Source organism: Rhodobium orientis (assembly GCF_003258835.1).
GTDB classification, from domain to species: Bacteria; Pseudomonadota; Alphaproteobacteria; order Rhizobiales; family Rhodobiaceae; genus Rhodobium; species Rhodobium orientis.
Genome location: NZ_NPEV01000004.1, coordinates 98,632 through 113,318, shown reverse-complemented (window position 1 = coordinate 113,318; position 14,687 = coordinate 98,632). Strand labels below are relative to the sequence as shown.

The 14,687-nt window shown below is 66.1% G+C and carries 15 protein-coding genes; 1 reads left to right on the top strand and 14 read right to left on the bottom strand.

Annotated features, from left to right (window positions below):
- Position 1: 1 nt before the first annotated feature.
- Entirely contained in the window at positions 2–922 is a 921-nt protein-coding gene (locus CH339_RS03545) for a DMT family transporter (protein ID WP_111432905.1), read from the bottom strand.
- A 311-nt stretch (positions 923–1,233) separates the two neighbouring features.
- Here CH339_RS03545 and CH339_RS03540 point away from each other — a divergent pair, with 311 nt between their 5' ends.
- Positions 1,234–1,968 carry an outer membrane protein gene (locus tag CH339_RS03540; protein ID WP_111432904.1) on the top strand — a complete coding sequence of 245 codons (735 nt, stop codon included), beginning with the start codon at positions 1,234–1,236 and terminating at the stop codon, positions 1,966–1,968.
- 168 nt (positions 1,969–2,136) lie between these two features.
- Here CH339_RS03540 and ftsH read toward each other — a convergent pair whose 3' ends face one another.
- The 13 genes from ftsH to CH339_RS03480 form a co-directional block, all read right to left on the bottom strand.
- A complete protein-coding gene (ftsH, locus tag CH339_RS03535) occupies positions 2,137–4,056 on the bottom strand; it encodes an ATP-dependent zinc metalloprotease FtsH (RefSeq protein WP_111432903.1) in 1,920 nt (639 codons plus the stop codon).
- Positions 4,057–4,205: 149 nt separating this feature from the next.
- Positions 4,206–5,555 (bottom strand): tRNA lysidine(34) synthetase TilS, encoded by a 1,350-nt coding sequence (gene tilS / locus CH339_RS03530; protein ID WP_111432902.1) that lies wholly within the window; start codon positions 5,553–5,555, stop codon positions 4,206–4,208.
- Between the two features lie 13 nt (positions 5,556–5,568).
- Positions 5,569–6,561: a tol-pal system protein YbgF gene (ybgF, locus tag CH339_RS03525; protein WP_146610106.1), complete on the bottom strand. Its 993-nt coding sequence runs from the start codon at positions 6,559–6,561 to the stop codon at positions 5,569–5,571.
- Positions 6,562–6,917: 356 nt separating this feature from the next.
- Entirely contained in the window at positions 6,918–7,400 is a 483-nt protein-coding gene (gene pal, locus CH339_RS03520; RefSeq protein ID WP_420825904.1) for a peptidoglycan-associated lipoprotein Pal, read from the bottom strand.
- A gap of 4 nt (positions 7,401–7,404) precedes the next feature.
- On the bottom strand, positions 7,405–7,572 hold the full coding sequence (locus tag CH339_RS24555) for a hypothetical protein (protein ID WP_170138387.1): 168 nt from the start codon (positions 7,570–7,572) through the stop codon (positions 7,405–7,407).
- Positions 7,573–7,729: 157 nt separating this feature from the next.
- Positions 7,730–9,064 (bottom strand): Tol-Pal system beta propeller repeat protein TolB, encoded by a 1,335-nt coding sequence (gene tolB, locus CH339_RS03515; protein WP_244668998.1) that lies wholly within the window; start codon positions 9,062–9,064, stop codon positions 7,730–7,732.
- Between the two features lie 184 nt (positions 9,065–9,248).
- Entirely contained in the window at positions 9,249–10,211 is a 963-nt protein-coding gene (gene tolA, locus CH339_RS03510; RefSeq protein WP_111432898.1) for a cell envelope integrity protein TolA, read from the bottom strand.
- A gap of 4 nt (positions 10,212–10,215) precedes the next feature.
- The gene (tolR, locus tag CH339_RS03505) at positions 10,216–10,668 is read right to left on the bottom strand and encodes a protein TolR (protein WP_111432897.1); all 453 of its coding nucleotides are present in this window, start codon (positions 10,666–10,668) and stop codon (positions 10,216–10,218) included.
- A 112-nt stretch (positions 10,669–10,780) separates the two neighbouring features.
- Positions 10,781–11,494 (bottom strand): protein TolQ, encoded by a 714-nt coding sequence (gene tolQ / locus CH339_RS03500; RefSeq protein ID WP_111432896.1) that lies wholly within the window; start codon positions 11,492–11,494, stop codon positions 10,781–10,783.
- A 241-nt stretch (positions 11,495–11,735) separates the two neighbouring features.
- Complete coding sequence (gene ybgC / locus CH339_RS03495) at positions 11,736–12,182, bottom strand: tol-pal system-associated acyl-CoA thioesterase (RefSeq protein ID WP_111432895.1); 447 nt, start codon at positions 12,180–12,182, stop codon at positions 11,736–11,738.
- 72 nt (positions 12,183–12,254) lie between these two features.
- Positions 12,255–13,403 (bottom strand): methyl-accepting chemotaxis protein, encoded by a 1,149-nt coding sequence (locus CH339_RS03490; RefSeq protein ID WP_111432894.1) that lies wholly within the window; start codon positions 13,401–13,403, stop codon positions 12,255–12,257.
- Positions 13,400–14,041, bottom strand: coding sequence for a PAS domain-containing protein (locus CH339_RS03485; RefSeq protein ID WP_111432893.1), 642 nt, complete (start codon positions 14,039–14,041; stop codon positions 13,400–13,402). The genes CH339_RS03490 and CH339_RS03485 overlap by 4 nt, the downstream gene beginning before the upstream one ends.
- A 201-nt stretch (positions 14,042–14,242) precedes the next feature.
- A complete protein-coding gene (locus tag CH339_RS03480; protein ID WP_111432892.1) occupies positions 14,243–14,650 on the bottom strand; it encodes a hypothetical protein in 408 nt (135 codons plus the stop codon).
- Between the last annotated feature and the right edge of the window lie 37 nt (positions 14,651–14,687).

The following is a 14,687-nucleotide window of genomic DNA, read 5'->3' as shown; positions in this document are numbered from 1 at the left end:
CTTAACCGCCGCCGGTCCGGCGCCGCGGCCGGGCAAATGTGATGCCCGCCAGCACCATGGCGAAACCGGCGAAATCCGTGCTCGTGAAGTGCTCGCCGAGGAAGCTGACGCCGACGGCGAGCGCAAAGGCCGGCACCAGATAGTTGGTCAGCGCCGTGAAGCCGGCGCCCGCCGAGGCGATCAGCGGGAACAGGACGATGCCGGCAATCGCCGTCGGAAAGATGCCGAGGAGCGCCAGCGACGCCAGGGTCTCCGCACGCTCCGCCGCATAGCCGTCCGGCGCCGTGACCAGCGCCAGCGGCAGGGCCATGGCGCTTGAGGCGATGATCATGCCCGTCGCCCGCTCCAGCCCCGCCATTGGCCGCATCAGCCGCACCGTCACCGCCTGGCTGGCATAGCCGAACGACGCCGAGACGACCGCCAGCGCGCCGAGAAGCTGCATGTTGCCGGGGTCGAACGACAGCAGCGCGCCCGGCCCGATCAGCATGACGACGCCGGCAAAGCCGGCCACGAAGCCGATGCCTTTTCGCACGGTCAGCGGCTCGTCCCTCAACAGCGCCGCCGCCATGAAGATGACCACCAGCGGCACCGCCGCCATCAGGACGCCGGCAAGGCTGGAGGAGATGTACTGGGTCCCCCAGGAAATCAGCCAGAACGGAGCAACCGTGCCGACGAAGGCCAGCCAGGCAAATCCGGCCCAGTCGCGCGGCCGCCGCGACAGCGCTCCCCCGCTGAGGAGGAGCACCGGGATCAGGACGGCGGTCGCCAGCAGCACCCGCCACGCCACCACCCAGACCGGCGCCACCTCGCCGACCGCCACCTTGGTCAGCGCAAAGGACGATCCCCAGACGACGACGAGGACGGAAAGGTCGGCCCAGTCGCGCATCGGATGTCGGGTGGCAGCTTGCGGGTCCGAGCCCATGCGGTCCTTCCAGTGCGCGCGGAGACGGCAGGCGCCGCCGGGGGACTTCCGGGTCCGCGACCCGGCCTGCTCCCGGCCCTTCTTATCGCAATCGGCGAGGCGGGCAACAGGCCGGCCGGTCGCAGGCGCGAAATCGAAACCTTTTGTTTACAAAGGTTTCGATCGTTAAGTATTCGGAAACCTTAATATTCGTGGTTAAAAATCTCGGTTAATTCAGCCTTAAGATTTTCCGCCCATAGTTCCGCCCTGAAGTAAGGGTCCGGGGTGTTGCGTCGAGTGTGACCGGGACCGGCAACGGAAGGGATTGAGTAATGGGCAGCCTGAAGAAAACGATCCTGTCGACGTGCGCGGCGATGCTGCTGTCGTCGACGGCCTTTGCGGCGGATCTCCTGGAACCGCCGATCATTGAACACACGCCGGAGGTCATTCCGGTGGAGGTTGGTGCCGGCTGGTATCTGCGCGGCGATATCGGCTACGCGGTGATGCAGGCGCCCGACGCCTACTGGAACAACACCAATTTCCATGGCGAGTCCCTCGACAACACATGGACCGGCGGCGTCGGCTTCGGCTACGATTTCACCGAGTATTTCCGCAGCGACATCACCTTCGACTATCATGGCAATGCCGAGTTCCGGGCCCGCACGCGCTGCGCCCCCGGCTGCGGCACCACCCGCGAGCGCACCACGCTCGATGCCTGGACCATCATGCTGAACGGCTATCTCGACGTCGGCACCTGGCAGGGCTTCACCCCCTATATCGGCGCCGGTATCGGCACCTCCTACATCAAGACCGACAACGTCGTCGGGCACAATCCGGTGCCGCCCGCCAGCCGCTTCGAGGGCAACGAGCAATGGAACCTGTCGGCCGCTGCGATGGCCGGTGCGTCCTTTGAGGTCGCCCCCGGCCTCATGGTCGATGCCGGCTACCGCTATCTGTGGATGGGCGACGCCATTTCCGGCAACGCCCGCGGCTTCCGCGGCAAGGTCCATTTCGAGGACGTGGCCGCGCACGACATCCGCGTCGGCCTGCGCTACATGATCGAATAGCGCCAACGATCGCGTAATTCCGGCGGCAACGCCGGAGGGGCTGCCGAGCGCGGTGGAGGGTCATGCCTCCGCCGCGTTTGCGTTTCGGGCAGACCACAGAACGTACAGACAAAAAAACGCCCGGGCGGATCCGCTCGGGCGTTTGTTATCTGGGTCGCAGCAGGTCGGTTACGCCTGCGGCTGCGGCTCCATTCCGCCGGCATCGTCCTCGCGCGGACGGGTACCGCCGGCCTTGGGGACCGCGGACGACCGGCTCGGGGGCGGCTCGTCGCCGGAATCCCGGATCGGCGCCTTGCCCTTCAGGAGATCCATGATCTCCTTGCCGGACAGCGTCTCGTATTCCAGGAGGCCCTTCGCCAGCGTGTGCAGCTCGTCGATGTTGTCGGTGAGGATCTGGCGGGCCTTGCCCTCCGCCTCGTCGATGATGCGGCGGATTTCCTCGTCGATGATCTTGGAGGTGTCCTCCGAGATGTTCTGGTGCTGGGTCACCGAATGGCCCAGGAACACCTCTTCCTGGTTCTCCCGGTAGCGCAGCCGCCCGAGCTTGTCGCTCATGCCGTATTCCATGACCATCGCGCGGGCCATGTTGGTGGCCTGCATGATGTCGTTTGAGGCGCCGGTGGTGACGTTATCCTCGCCGAAGATCAGCTCCTCGGCGACCCGGCCGCCGAACAGCATGGCCAGCCGCGCCTCCATCTCCATCTTGCGGATCGACAGGCGGTCGCGTTCCGGCAGGTTCATGGTGACGCCGAGCGCCCGGCCGCGCGGGATGATCGTGACCTTGTGCAGGGGATCGTTGCCCGGGGTGTGCAGGCCAACCAGGGCATGCCCCGCCTCGTGATAGGCGGTCAGCTTCTTTTCGTCCTCGGTCATGGCGAGGGTGCGGCGCTCCGCGCCCATCATCACCTTGTCCTTGGCGTCCTCGAACTCGGCCATGGTGACCATGCGCTTGCCGCGCCGGGCGGCCAGCAGTGCCGCCTCGTTGGTCAGGTTCATCAGGTCGGCGCCGGAAAAGCCGGGGGTGCCGCGGGCCAGCACCTTCAGCTCCACGTCAGGCGCCAGCGGCACCTTGCGCACATGGACCTTGAGGATGCGTTCGCGGCCGATGACGTCCGGATTCGGCACCACCACCTGGCGGTCGAAGCGGCCGGGGCGCAACAGCGCCGGGTCCAGCACGTCGGGCCGGTTGGTGGCGGCGATCAGGATGACGCCCTCATTGGCCTCAAAGCCGTCCATCTCCACGAGGAGCTGGTTGAGGGTCTGCTCGCGCTCGTCGTTGCCGCCACCAAGGCCGGCACCGCGATGGCGGCCGACCGCGTCGATTTCGTCGATGAAGATGATGCAAGGCGCGTTCTTCTTAGCCTGCTCGAACATGTCGCGCACGCGGGATGCGCCGACGCCGACGAACATTTCCACGAAGTCCGAACCGGAGATGGTGAAGAACGGCACGTTCGCCTCGCCGGCGATCGCCCGGGCAAGCAGCGTCTTACCGGTGCCCGGAGGGCCGACCAGCAGCACGCCGCGCGGGATGCGCCCGCCGAGCCGCTGGAACTTCTGCGGATCGCGCAGGAATTCGACGATCTCGTGCAGGTCTTCCTTGGCCTCGTCGACGCCCGCCACGTCCTCGAAGGTGACGCGGCCGTGGGCCTCGGTCAGAAGCTTGGCCTTCGACTTGCCGAAGCCCATCGCCTTGCCGCCGCCCGATTGCATCTGCCGCATGACGAACAGCCATATACCGATGATGAGCAGCATCGGCAGCCAGTTGATCAGCACCGCAATGAACGAATAGTTGTCCCCGGCCGGCTTGGCTTTGATGTTGACGTTCTTCTGGCGCAGGCTGTCGATGTAGGACGCATCGCGCGGCGCGTAGGTCTGGAACGTCGTGCCGTCGGTCAGGTGGCCGGAGATGTTCTGCTCCTGGATCACCACGTCGCGCACGTTGCCGCGGTCGACGTCGCTCAGAAACTGCGAAAAGGCGATTTCGGTGGAGCCGGTGCGCTGTCCGGGGTTCTGGAAAAGCTGGAATAGCGCAATCAATAGGAGGCCGATGATGACCCAGAGCGCAAAGTTGCGGAAATTTGTGTTCATTTTGGTCCCTTGCATCCGGAAGACGCGCGCGCGGAAGCGCTGGCGCAGCGTTCCGTTGTCCTCGCGAGGTAAGATAGGTTCCCCCGCCACCCTTGCCAAGTCATGGGCCTGCCAAGTCGCTGCAACTTTTTCTTAACCTAAACGAATGGCTAATCCGAGGCACGAAAGACACCGCCTGGGATATCCCCGGTAAAGGAACGCAACCGGAGTCCCCGCGGTTCCTCCCAGACGGCAGAAAACGGCACGGCCGACGCCGCATCGGGAAGTGTCGCCGAGAACGCCGGAACGGCGGCAAGCCGCCCCGCGGCGAACGCCGCCGGCATGGTCTCAAGTGCCGCGGCCGGCATTCCCTCGGCCGAGGTGAGTCCGAGTACGGCGCGCCCGTCCGGCCCGAGCGGGCCGACGACGACCGGTGTTCCGGCACCCGCCGCCAGCGTCACTTTGAAGCGGTGGTCCCAGATCGCCTTTTCGCCCGGAAGAAGCGGGATTTCCGGCATGCCCTCCCGCCCCGCCTCGCGGTAGAACCAGAGCCGGCCGCGGCGCGCCTCGACGACGACGCCGGCAAGCGTGCGCTTGAGCCGCCGGCCGTCGTCGCGGGACCGGATTGCCTCGACGAGAGCCTCGAGCCGCTCCTGGCGCGGCGGATAGACCGTGCCGCCGACGGCGGTGAGAAGCCGCGCCACCAGCCGCAGCGCGATCTCCTCCGGGCAATCGGCAAAGGCGGCCGGGTCGAGCGCGCCGAAGCCGCCCGGATGAAACCGGGCGAAGGCGGCAAGCCGCGACAGTGCATCGGCCTCAAGGGCGTCCGACGCCTTTCGCATGCGCCGCGCCGTCGCCGCCAGCCGCTCCGGCGTCAGGCCTTCGCCGGCAAGGACCGGCAGCAGCCTGCGCAGCCGGATGCGCTCAAAGGCCGTGTTCTCGTTGGAGGGATCCTCGATCCAGCCGATGCCCGCCGTCTCCAGCGTCGCGACGAGCCGCGCCTTGGGGACATCAAGCAGCGGCCGCACGAGCCGGATGCCGCCGATCCAGCGCGCAGGCGCCATGGCGGCAAGGCCGTCGACGCCGCTGCCGCGGGCAAGCCGCATCAGCACGGTTTCGGCCTGGTCTTCCAGATGGTGGGCAACGACGATCGCCCCGAGACCCGACAGCACGGCCCGCTCGATCAACAGCCGGTAACGCGCCTCGCGCGCTGCGGCCTGAAGGTTCGCGGTCGGCTTATCGCCGGTCCAGGAGAGCGTTTCGTGGCCAAGGCCGAGCCGCCTCGCCAGCTTTGCGACCTTTACCGCCTCACCGGCCGATTCCGGCCGCAGCCCGTGGTCGACGGTGAGGACGATCAGCCGGGGCGCATCGCTGCACCGTCCGGCCCAGCGCGCCGCCAGCACCATCAGCGCCGTGGAGTCGGCACCGCCGGAGACCGCAAGGCCGATGGCCTCCTCGCCGGCAAGCGGCGCGAACAGCGCCTCCAACTCGTCGTCGCGGATCGGGTCGGCGGCGGTCATGTCGGGTGTCGGCTCAGCCCTTGCAGCCGGCGCCGCGCATTTCCTTGGTCACGCGCGAGCGCAATGCCTGCGAGGCGCTGCCGTGGTTTTCCAGCACCTCCGAATAGGTGGCGCAGGCCGCACCCGTCTCGCCCATCGCCTTCAGCGACTGGCCGAGCTTGAACAGCGCGTCGGGAGCCTTCGGGTCGGTCGGATGCTCCGTGTAGACGGCAAGGTAGACGTCGGCCGCGTCCTGGTAGCGGCGCTGGCCGAACAGGCTCTCGCCGAGCCAGAAGCGGGCGTTGACGGCAAGATCGTCATCGCCGTGGAAGTCGAGGAAGTTGCGGAACGCGGTCTCGGCCCGGGCATAGTCGCCGGAAAGGATGTAGCCATAGGCGACGTCGTAGTCGGCGCGCGGATCGCCGCCGCGGGCCGGCACCACGTCGCTGTCGCCCTCGGCCGGTCCCGGCGCCGTCAGATTGTTGCCGCCGGCGAGCGTCGACAGGTCGAGCGGCTGGCCGATCGCCCGGCCGATGGCGTCCTCCTGGCTGCCCATGGACGAGCCTTCCGGCGCCTCGAGCACCATCGTGCCGAGCGTCTGGTCGTCGTTGGACGATTGCGGCTGGGACGAAAACTGGCTGTTGTTGGCGGTGTTCCGCTGCGGCTGCGGTTGCGGCTGCGTCACCTGCGAGCGATTGCCCCCGCCGCCCGGATTCTCAAGCTGCTGGAAGCGGAACTCATTGTCCTGCTGCATCCGCTGGAGCTGGTCCGTCAGCGTGCGGACCTGATAGCTAAGGTCCTCGACCTGGCCGGTCAGCTTGCGGATCTGCTCCTCGAGCTGGCTCATGCGCAGCGACTGCGAGGCGTTTTCGCGGCTCGAGGACCCGAAGAAGCCGCCCTGTGCAAGGATGATCGGCGACTCAAGCTCGCTGGCGGCAGCGCCGGTGGCGGAAAACCCGAGTATCGCCAGCATCGCCCCTGAAAGGGCTACCGGCAGAACGCGGTGTCGGATGCCGCTGGTGATCATGGTGTCCTTGCCTCGTCGTTGCACCGTCCAGGAAATGAAAACCGGTGTTTGCCGGGCAACACGCCCGAGCTGAGAAAAGACCGCGGATGGCAGGCCGCAAATAAACGCGCGAAGCCGGCCAAAGTTTGACGGTCCCCATCGGGGGCGCCACTCCAGCACCGGCTGTTGCCGCACTATAGAGGGTTTCGCGGAAAAAGGGGCGTGCCTTTTGCACACCGCCGGTGCACCCGGCCGCATATTCGCGGCATCGAGGCCCGAGGCGCCCGGTGTTCCGAAAACAGAACGACGCCGGAGCCTGTTGTCGGGGCCCCGGCGTCGCCGTCGGAAAAGGGCGGAACGTGTCTGCCGTTCGCGCGTCAGCTTCCCGCGCCGCTGACGACAGAGACCGCACGGCGGTTCTGCGACCAGCAGGATTCGGCCGAGCAGACGGCCACGGGCCGTTCCTTGCCGTAGGAAATCGTGCGCAGCCGGCCCGGCGAGACGCCCTGGCTGGCGAGATAGTCGCGCACGGCGGACGCGCGCCGGGCGCCCAGCGCCAGGTTGTATTCGCGGGTGCCGCGCTCGTCGGCATGGCCCTCGATGGTCAGCGAGTACTGCGAGTACTGGCCGAGCCAGCGGGCCTGGCCGTCCAGCGTCGAGCGGGCCGAGGCGTCGAGCGACGAGGAGTCGACGTCGAACAGCACACGGTCGCCGACATTGACGACGAAGTCTTGCGGGCTGCCAGGGGCAACCCCATTGATATTGGATTCCGGCTTGTTCGCGCAGGCCGCGACGGTCAGAGCCACGACGGCCACTGCGAACAGTCGCATTGCACCTGCAAAACGCGCATTACTCAGCATGCGATCACTCCCAAAAAGTCCCACCCAGTAAGTTCAGGGTTACCAGTGCGATGGTTAAGCCGCGGTTTTCCAGGATGGTAAACACTTCGTTGCGGCGGTTTCCAGAAAAATCCCGGCGCAGGTGAGCCCCAGCCGCCGAATTCCGCTGTCTGATGGCAATGAATGCGGTCAACACTATGTCCGCATTGCGCCAAATCGGTGATGAACACCGCCAGAGCGGCTCAAAACCCTGCGCCGAAACAACGTTGTGGCCAACTGTGTTTCTACCGCAACAGTAGCCGGCAACAATTCAATCGGTTGGGGCTTGCCGTTCGGCCGGAACGCCTTCCCTAGGGAAGCGGCGGCGACCAGGCCGGATCGGAGGCGAAGGACGGCGTTCCGATCTGCCGCTCGTGCCGGCCCGTCAGGTCGATGGCCCACAGTTTCGGCCCGCCACTGGCGCCCGGCGTCTCGCGGAAGAACATCAGCACCCGGCCGTTCGGCGCCCAGGTCGGGCCTTCGTTGTGGAAGCCCTCCGTCAGGATGCGCTCGCCACCGCCGTCCGTCCGCATTACGCCGATCTGGAACTTGCCGCCGACCTGCTTGGTGAAGGCGATGAGATCGCCGCGCGGCGACCACACCGGCGTCGAATAGGAGCCGCTGCCATTGCTGATCAGCCGTGCGCCGCCGCCGTTGCCGCCCATGACATAGAGCTTCTGGCGCCCGCCGCGGTCCGATTCAAAGACGATCTGGCGCCCGTCCGGCGAATAGCTCGGGCTGGTGTCGATCGAGGGCGAGGAGGTCAGCCGCGTCGTCTGGCGCGTCCTCAGGTCCAGCGAATAGATGTTGGCGTTGCCGTCCGACTGCAGGCTCATCACCACCCGGTTACCGTCGGGCGAGAACCTTGGGGCAAACGTCATGCCCGGAAAGTTGCCGACCAGTTCGCGCCGGCCCGTCTCGATGTCGAGCAGGTAGACCCGCGGCTGGCCGTCCGCATAGGACATGTAGGTGACAACCTGGCTCGACGGGCTGAAGCGCGGCGTCAGCACCAGATCGCGGCCTTGCGTGAGATACCGCAACCGCGCGCCGTCCTGGTCCATGATCGCCAGCCGCTTGACGCGCTTGGTCTTCGGCCCGCTCTCGTCGACAAAGACGATGCGGGTGTCGAAATAGCCCTTCTCGCCGGTCAGCCGCTCATAGATCGCATCGGCGACGATGTGGGCGATGCGCCGCCAGTTGTCCGGCGAGGTGAAATACTGCTGGCCGGTCATCTGCTCGCCGGCAAAGACGTCCCAGAGCCGGAACTCCACCTTCAGCCGGCCGTCCGGCTGCTGGGTGACGGCGCCGACGACGAGCGCCTGGGCGTCGATGACGCGCCAGTCGCCGAAACGCGGCGGCTGGCTCACATCCGGGTTCTTCTGGATGAAAGCGGCCGGATCGAGCGGCTTGAACAGGCCCGAATTCTTCAGGTCGTTGCTGATCACATTGGTGATGTTGCGGCCAATCTCGGCCGACGCACCGGAGCCGACAAAGTCCGGCAACGCGATCGGCAACGGCTCGATCACGCCCTGGGTGATGTCGATCTCGATCAGCGCCGAGGCCGGAAAGGCGCCGGCCGCCGTCAGCACGCATGCGGCGATCGTCGCGCGGACGAGTATTGCGATCCTTGACAGTGACGACCGCATTGCCTGCTCCCAGCCCCGTTTGGTCCGCGACACAACGATATCGACCATCCCGTGGTTCCCCTTCGTGTTCCGTCTCGTCAACGCTTCTGCCTTATCGCGTGACAACTTTCCAGCGCACAGTTGGCTGATCCGCATGACGAAACGATGGCCGCCGTCCCTGCGGATTGCGCCTTACCGGCGGATATCACCCGCCGAGCATCTCGCGCGGATCGAAATTGACGATGACCTCTTCCCAGGCATCGTATTTGTCGGCCGGCAACTGGTAGGGCTGGCAGCGCAGGACCGCGCGCGTTGCCGCACTGGCAGCGGCCGGGAAGAACTGGCTCGACCCGGTATTGATCACCTTCGGCGGCGCTGCGACCGTGCCGTCCCGGTTCAACTGCATCTTCACCTTGACCAGCAGCCCCTCGGCCTCGGCCGCACCGATCGGCGGGCTCCAGCAGCGGCCGATCTGGCCGCGCAGCGAATCGAGCTCCGATTGCGTCATCTTGGCATTGTCGTTGCCGCGCCGGGCGCCGAGCGAGGCCGGCTGGCTGTTGCGCTGCGAGCCGCCGCCGGCCGGCTGGACCTTGTTGAGGAGCGCCGCCATCTCGTCGTTGCGCTTGTCCTTGTTCTGCGCGGTCTGCGTCCGCTTCGGCGGCGTCGGCTTGGCGCGCGGCCGGGCGGTGTCCGGGATCTCGGACGGCGCCTCGGCCTGTTCCTGCGGTTGCGGTTCGGGCTCCGGTTCCGGCACGGGTTCGGGCTCCGGCACGCTCTCCTGGACCGGTTCGGGCTCCGGTTCGGGCGGCGCGGGCTCCGGCTCCGGTGCCGGTTCGGGCGCGGCCGGCTCAGGCGTTGCCTGCTGGGGGGTCTGCTCCGGCGTCGGCGGTGTCGGTTCCGGCGTCGGCTGGACGCCGGGCGGTTCGGGTTGCGGCTCGGGCTCCGGTTCCGGCGTCGGTTCGACCTCGGCCTCGGACGGCACCTCGCGAATTTCCTTCGCGGTCCGGTCGCCGCGCTGCAGGTCGGTCAGCTCGGAGATCGGCACCAGGTCGACGGGCAGCGATTCCACGGCCGTCACCTCAAACGGCGTCGCATCCGGCAGGGCGAGCGTGCCCCACAGGATCAGGCCGACATGGACGACTGCCGAGGTGACGAGCCCGACACGCACGTGATCAGCCTCCCTGTTCCTCCAGCGTCACCAGCCCGATCCGTTTGTAGCCGGCGGCGCTGATGCGCCCCATGATCTGCATGATGACGCCATAGTCCGCATCCCGGTCGCCGCGCACATAGATGCGCTCCTCGTAGCCGGTCTTGGCGATCGCCTGCAGCTTGGCGACGATCTCGTCCGGATCGATCTCGGTGTCCTGGATGAAGACCTGGCCGGAGTTGCGGATCGAGATGGTGATCGGCTCGGTGTCACCCTCCATCGGCTTTGCGCGGGTCTCCGGCAGGTCGATGGGAACGCCCACGGTCAGAAGCGGCGCCGCGACCATGAAGATGATCAACAGCACCAGCATGACGTCGACGAACGGCGTCACGTTGATCTCGCTCATCGGCGCGTGGTGCACCTTCCGGCGCCCGCGCCTGCGGCCGCCCTTGTAGGCGGGCTTGACCCCGGCACCCATGGCTATGCCCCGGCCCGGGCGTCAGCGCGCGCGGCAAGGGATCTGCAATCGGTCATCGTTCGTCCCCACGAAAAGAACAGGTGCTCATGGCGTCCGGCGGCGCGGTCGGCGCTCACAGGCGCTCATCGATCTGGCGCGACAGGATCGCGGAGAACTCGTCCGCAAAGCCCTCCATGCGACCGCTCAGCTTGCCGACGTCGTTGGCGAACTTGTTGTAGGCGATCACCGCCGGGATCGCGGCAAAGAGGCCGAGCGCGGTGGCGAACAGCGCCTCGGCGATGCCCGGCGCCACCACCGCAAGGTTGGTGTTCTTGGAGGCCGCGATCGCCTGGAACGCGGTCATGATGCCCCAGACCGTGCCGAACAGGCCGATGAACGGCGCCGACGCCCCGACGGTCGCCAGGAACAGGAGCCGGTTTTCCAGCCGCTCCACCTCGCGCGCGATCGTCACGTCCAGCACCTTGTCGATGCGGATGTTGAGCGAGCCGAGCGCTGCCCGGCCCTTCTCGTGGCTGCGTTTCCACTCCCGCATGGCAGCGACGAACAGCGCCGCCAGCGCATGGTTGCCGCGCCCGGACAGCGACCGGTACAGCTCCTCCAGCGACTGGCCCGACCAGAAGATCTTCTCGAACCGGTTCATCTGCGAGCGGGTGCGCGCGAAAAGGATCGACTTGTCGATGATGATCGCCCAGCACCAGATCGATGCCAGCAACAGACCGATCATCACGAACTTGACGACGATATGGGCGTCTAGGAACAGCGTCAGCAGCGACAGGTCGCCGACCGGGGCCTCAAGGGCCGACTGGGCCAAATCCACCGGGTTCATGCAAAAAGACCTCTTGTCCGTCTCGATAGTGGTCGCCCGGCGTCACCAGACGAGACTTCCACGCGAAAACCGTCTCCGGCCGCGTATTCGCCTGTCTGATCGCCAAACATGTCAAAACTTGGAACGTTTGCCGCTCGCAAGGTCTACCCGCTTATGCCCCGCACCAGCAAGACTTCGGCAAGGTTAATAGAGCATTAACGAAAGTGACGGCGGAAAAGTTTCCGCGCCGCCGCCGATCCCGTCAACCGGCGGCAAAGCCCAGTTTTTCGCGCATTTCCTGAGCCAGACGGCGCGGCCGGCCGGCGGCATTGATGACGGCGGCGGTCACCGCCGCCCCGATCAGGACGGTCGCCCCGCGGCGCACCACCTGGTCGAGCACCATCCGCGCGCCGCGCAATTCGCGGAATCGCGTCTCCACGGTCAGGACGTCGTCGATCCGCGCCGGCGCGTGGAAATCGAGCTCCATGTGGCGGACCACGAAATGCAGCGCCTCGCCGCCCGCACCCGCGGCAAGCTCCGCGTGGTGGACACCGCAAAGGCGCAGGAAATCGGTGCGCCCGCGCTCCATGAATTTCAGGTAGTTGGCGTGATAGACGATGCCGGAAAAATCCGTGTCCTCGTAATAGACACGAATCTGCAAAAGGTGATGGCCGGCCTCGATGCGGCCGGCAAGCGCAATGTCATCCATGTGAAAGGTCGTCGGGGTCGGGGGTTTGTGAATGGTGGCCGGCGGCTCGAAAGAAGCCGACCACCTTCCTGTTTAACCCACCTTTGTGACGACCGCGAGGAATTCGCCCATTTCGCCGCGCAACTCGTCCAGCGATTTCTGCTGATCGGCAAGCTGGCGCGCCGAGGTCATCACTTTTTCCGCCGCCTTTGCAGTGACTTCGGCCACCTCCTGGACGTTGGTGATACTCGTCGTCACATCCCGCGTGCCGCTCGCCGCCTCGGCGATGTTGTGGCTGATCTCGCCGGTCGCCGCGCTCTGCTCCTCGACCGCGGAGGCCACCGCCGTGGAGGTCTCGCTGACCTTGTTGATGGCCGAGTTGATCTCCTCATTGGCCTTCACGGCCTGGGTCGTCGCGGCCTGCAGGCTGTTGACCTGCACCGAGATCTCCTCCGTCGCGGTCGCCGTCTGGCCGGCCAGCGCCTTGACCTCCTGGGCGACGATGGCAAAGCCGCGCCCTGCCTCGCCGGCCCGCGCCGCCTCGATGGTGGCGTTGAGGGCCAGCAGATTGGTCTGCGCGGCGATGTCGTTGATCAGGCTGACCACCTCGCCGATGGTCTGGGAGGCGCCCGAAAGGCCGCGAATCTCCGCGTCCATCGCCGCCGACTTGGAGACCGCGCCGTTGGCGACCTCGGCCGACAGCACCATCTGCCGGTTGATCTCGCCGATCGAGCTGGTCAGTTGTTCCGTGGAGGCGGCAACGTTCTGCATGTTGGCCGAGGCCTGCTCGGCACCAGCCGCCGCGGTCAACGACTGCCGGTTGGCGCTGTCCGCGGACTCGCTGACCTTCGACGCCGCACCGTTCAGGTCGTCGACCGCCGAGGAGACCGAATGGACGATGCCCTGGAGCTGGGTCTCGAACTTGCCGGCGAGGTCGCAGAACGAATCGTGGCGCTGCTTGATGCCGGCCATCGCCGTGTTGATGCTGCGCGCCGCCCCGGCGAACGCGCCGACCATGCCGCGCTCCGCGATCAGGCGGAAGTGCTGGTTCTTGTTTACGTAGTCGAGGCAGGCCTTGGACTCGCGCAAATAGGCGTCGGTCCGGTCGATCAGGAGATTGATGGCGTGCATCAGCTCTCCCATGTCGCCCTTTTCCGTGATGTTCAGGATCCGGGCCTCGAAGTCGCCATTGGCGACCGCCTTGCAGACTTCCGTCGCTCGTCTCAGGGAAGATTTTCTCATGCCCACACGCACCGTTCCGTTTCCTTGTCATAGCCCTGGCGCCGGCGCCCCGACGGCCGGGACCCGTGCCGCTCCTTGCCGACGGTTGCGATAAACTCGTCATAGTCCATGCCGAGGTCGTCGAGCATGGATTCCAGCATCTTGGTCGACGCCGTCAGGCCGTCCTTGGCCGAGGTGTGCCGCTGCTCCTCTTCGCGCAGCTTGGCGTAGAGCGGGATGATGTGCTCTTCCAGGATGCGCCGGTCGGGCACCCGCCGGTTGGAGTGGTAGCCGATGATGTTGCCCTTGAGGTCGAAGCTGGGCGTGGCATGGGCATAGACCCAGTAATGGTCGCCGTTCTTGCAGCGGTTCACCACATAGGCGAAGATCTCGCTGCCCGACTGCAGCATGCACCACAGCACCTTGAACATCACCCGCGGCATCTGCGGATTACGCAGGATGCTGTGCGGCTGGCCGATGAGTTCCTTTTCCGTATAGCCGGAAATGTCGATGAAGATCTTGTTGGCGTAAGTCAGGTTACCCTTCAGATCGGTCTTCGACACGATGATGTCGTCCTCCGGGAAGGTTCTCTCCACGCCTGAGAGATGGACCTTGTCGTTCCGCTTCAAGACCTGACTCCTCGCTCTCGGCCAGCCCATTTTTGCGTCGCTGGACGGTTGTGTCGGGCGCGAGTTTCACGAGAAAGGAGTAAATGACCGGTTAAGAGAGATTTCGAAAACAGTTAAAATTGTAAGAATTCAATGTATAAGATGGAATCGAACGCAATAATACAGTAGTATTTTCCATCGGAAACCATAGTAATCGCATGACGACGGGCCGGAACGGACGCAGGCGGAACGCTATCCCTCGCGCAGCCGGGCGCCGAGCGCTTCCTCCATCCGCCTGAGGCAGCGCCCGCGCAGCGCGGAAGCGGCGAAGTGGTAGTAGTTGAGCTTGCAGGCGACGTCGGTGTGGAGGGCCGAGCGGTCGCCGTCTTCCAGGTCGACCCAGGCGATCACCGGCACGTCGTTCTTGCTGGCATCGACGCAGACCCAGTAGCTGTCGGCGAGCACCAGCTCCATTTCCTTCAGGTCCGCAAACTGCAGGCGGAGCGGCGTGCCCCAGCGGCCGCGGGCGCGGCGCCAGAGATTGTAGGTGCGGGCGTCTATGCGGTCCGGCCGCTGCGCCAGGACCGGCAATGCGGCAAGCCGCGCATCAAGTTCCGTCAGGTCCTCGTATCCTCGCCTCGTTTCGTGCCGATACCCCATATTGCCGCAGGACAGGGACGAAACGCCAGCCTGGCCC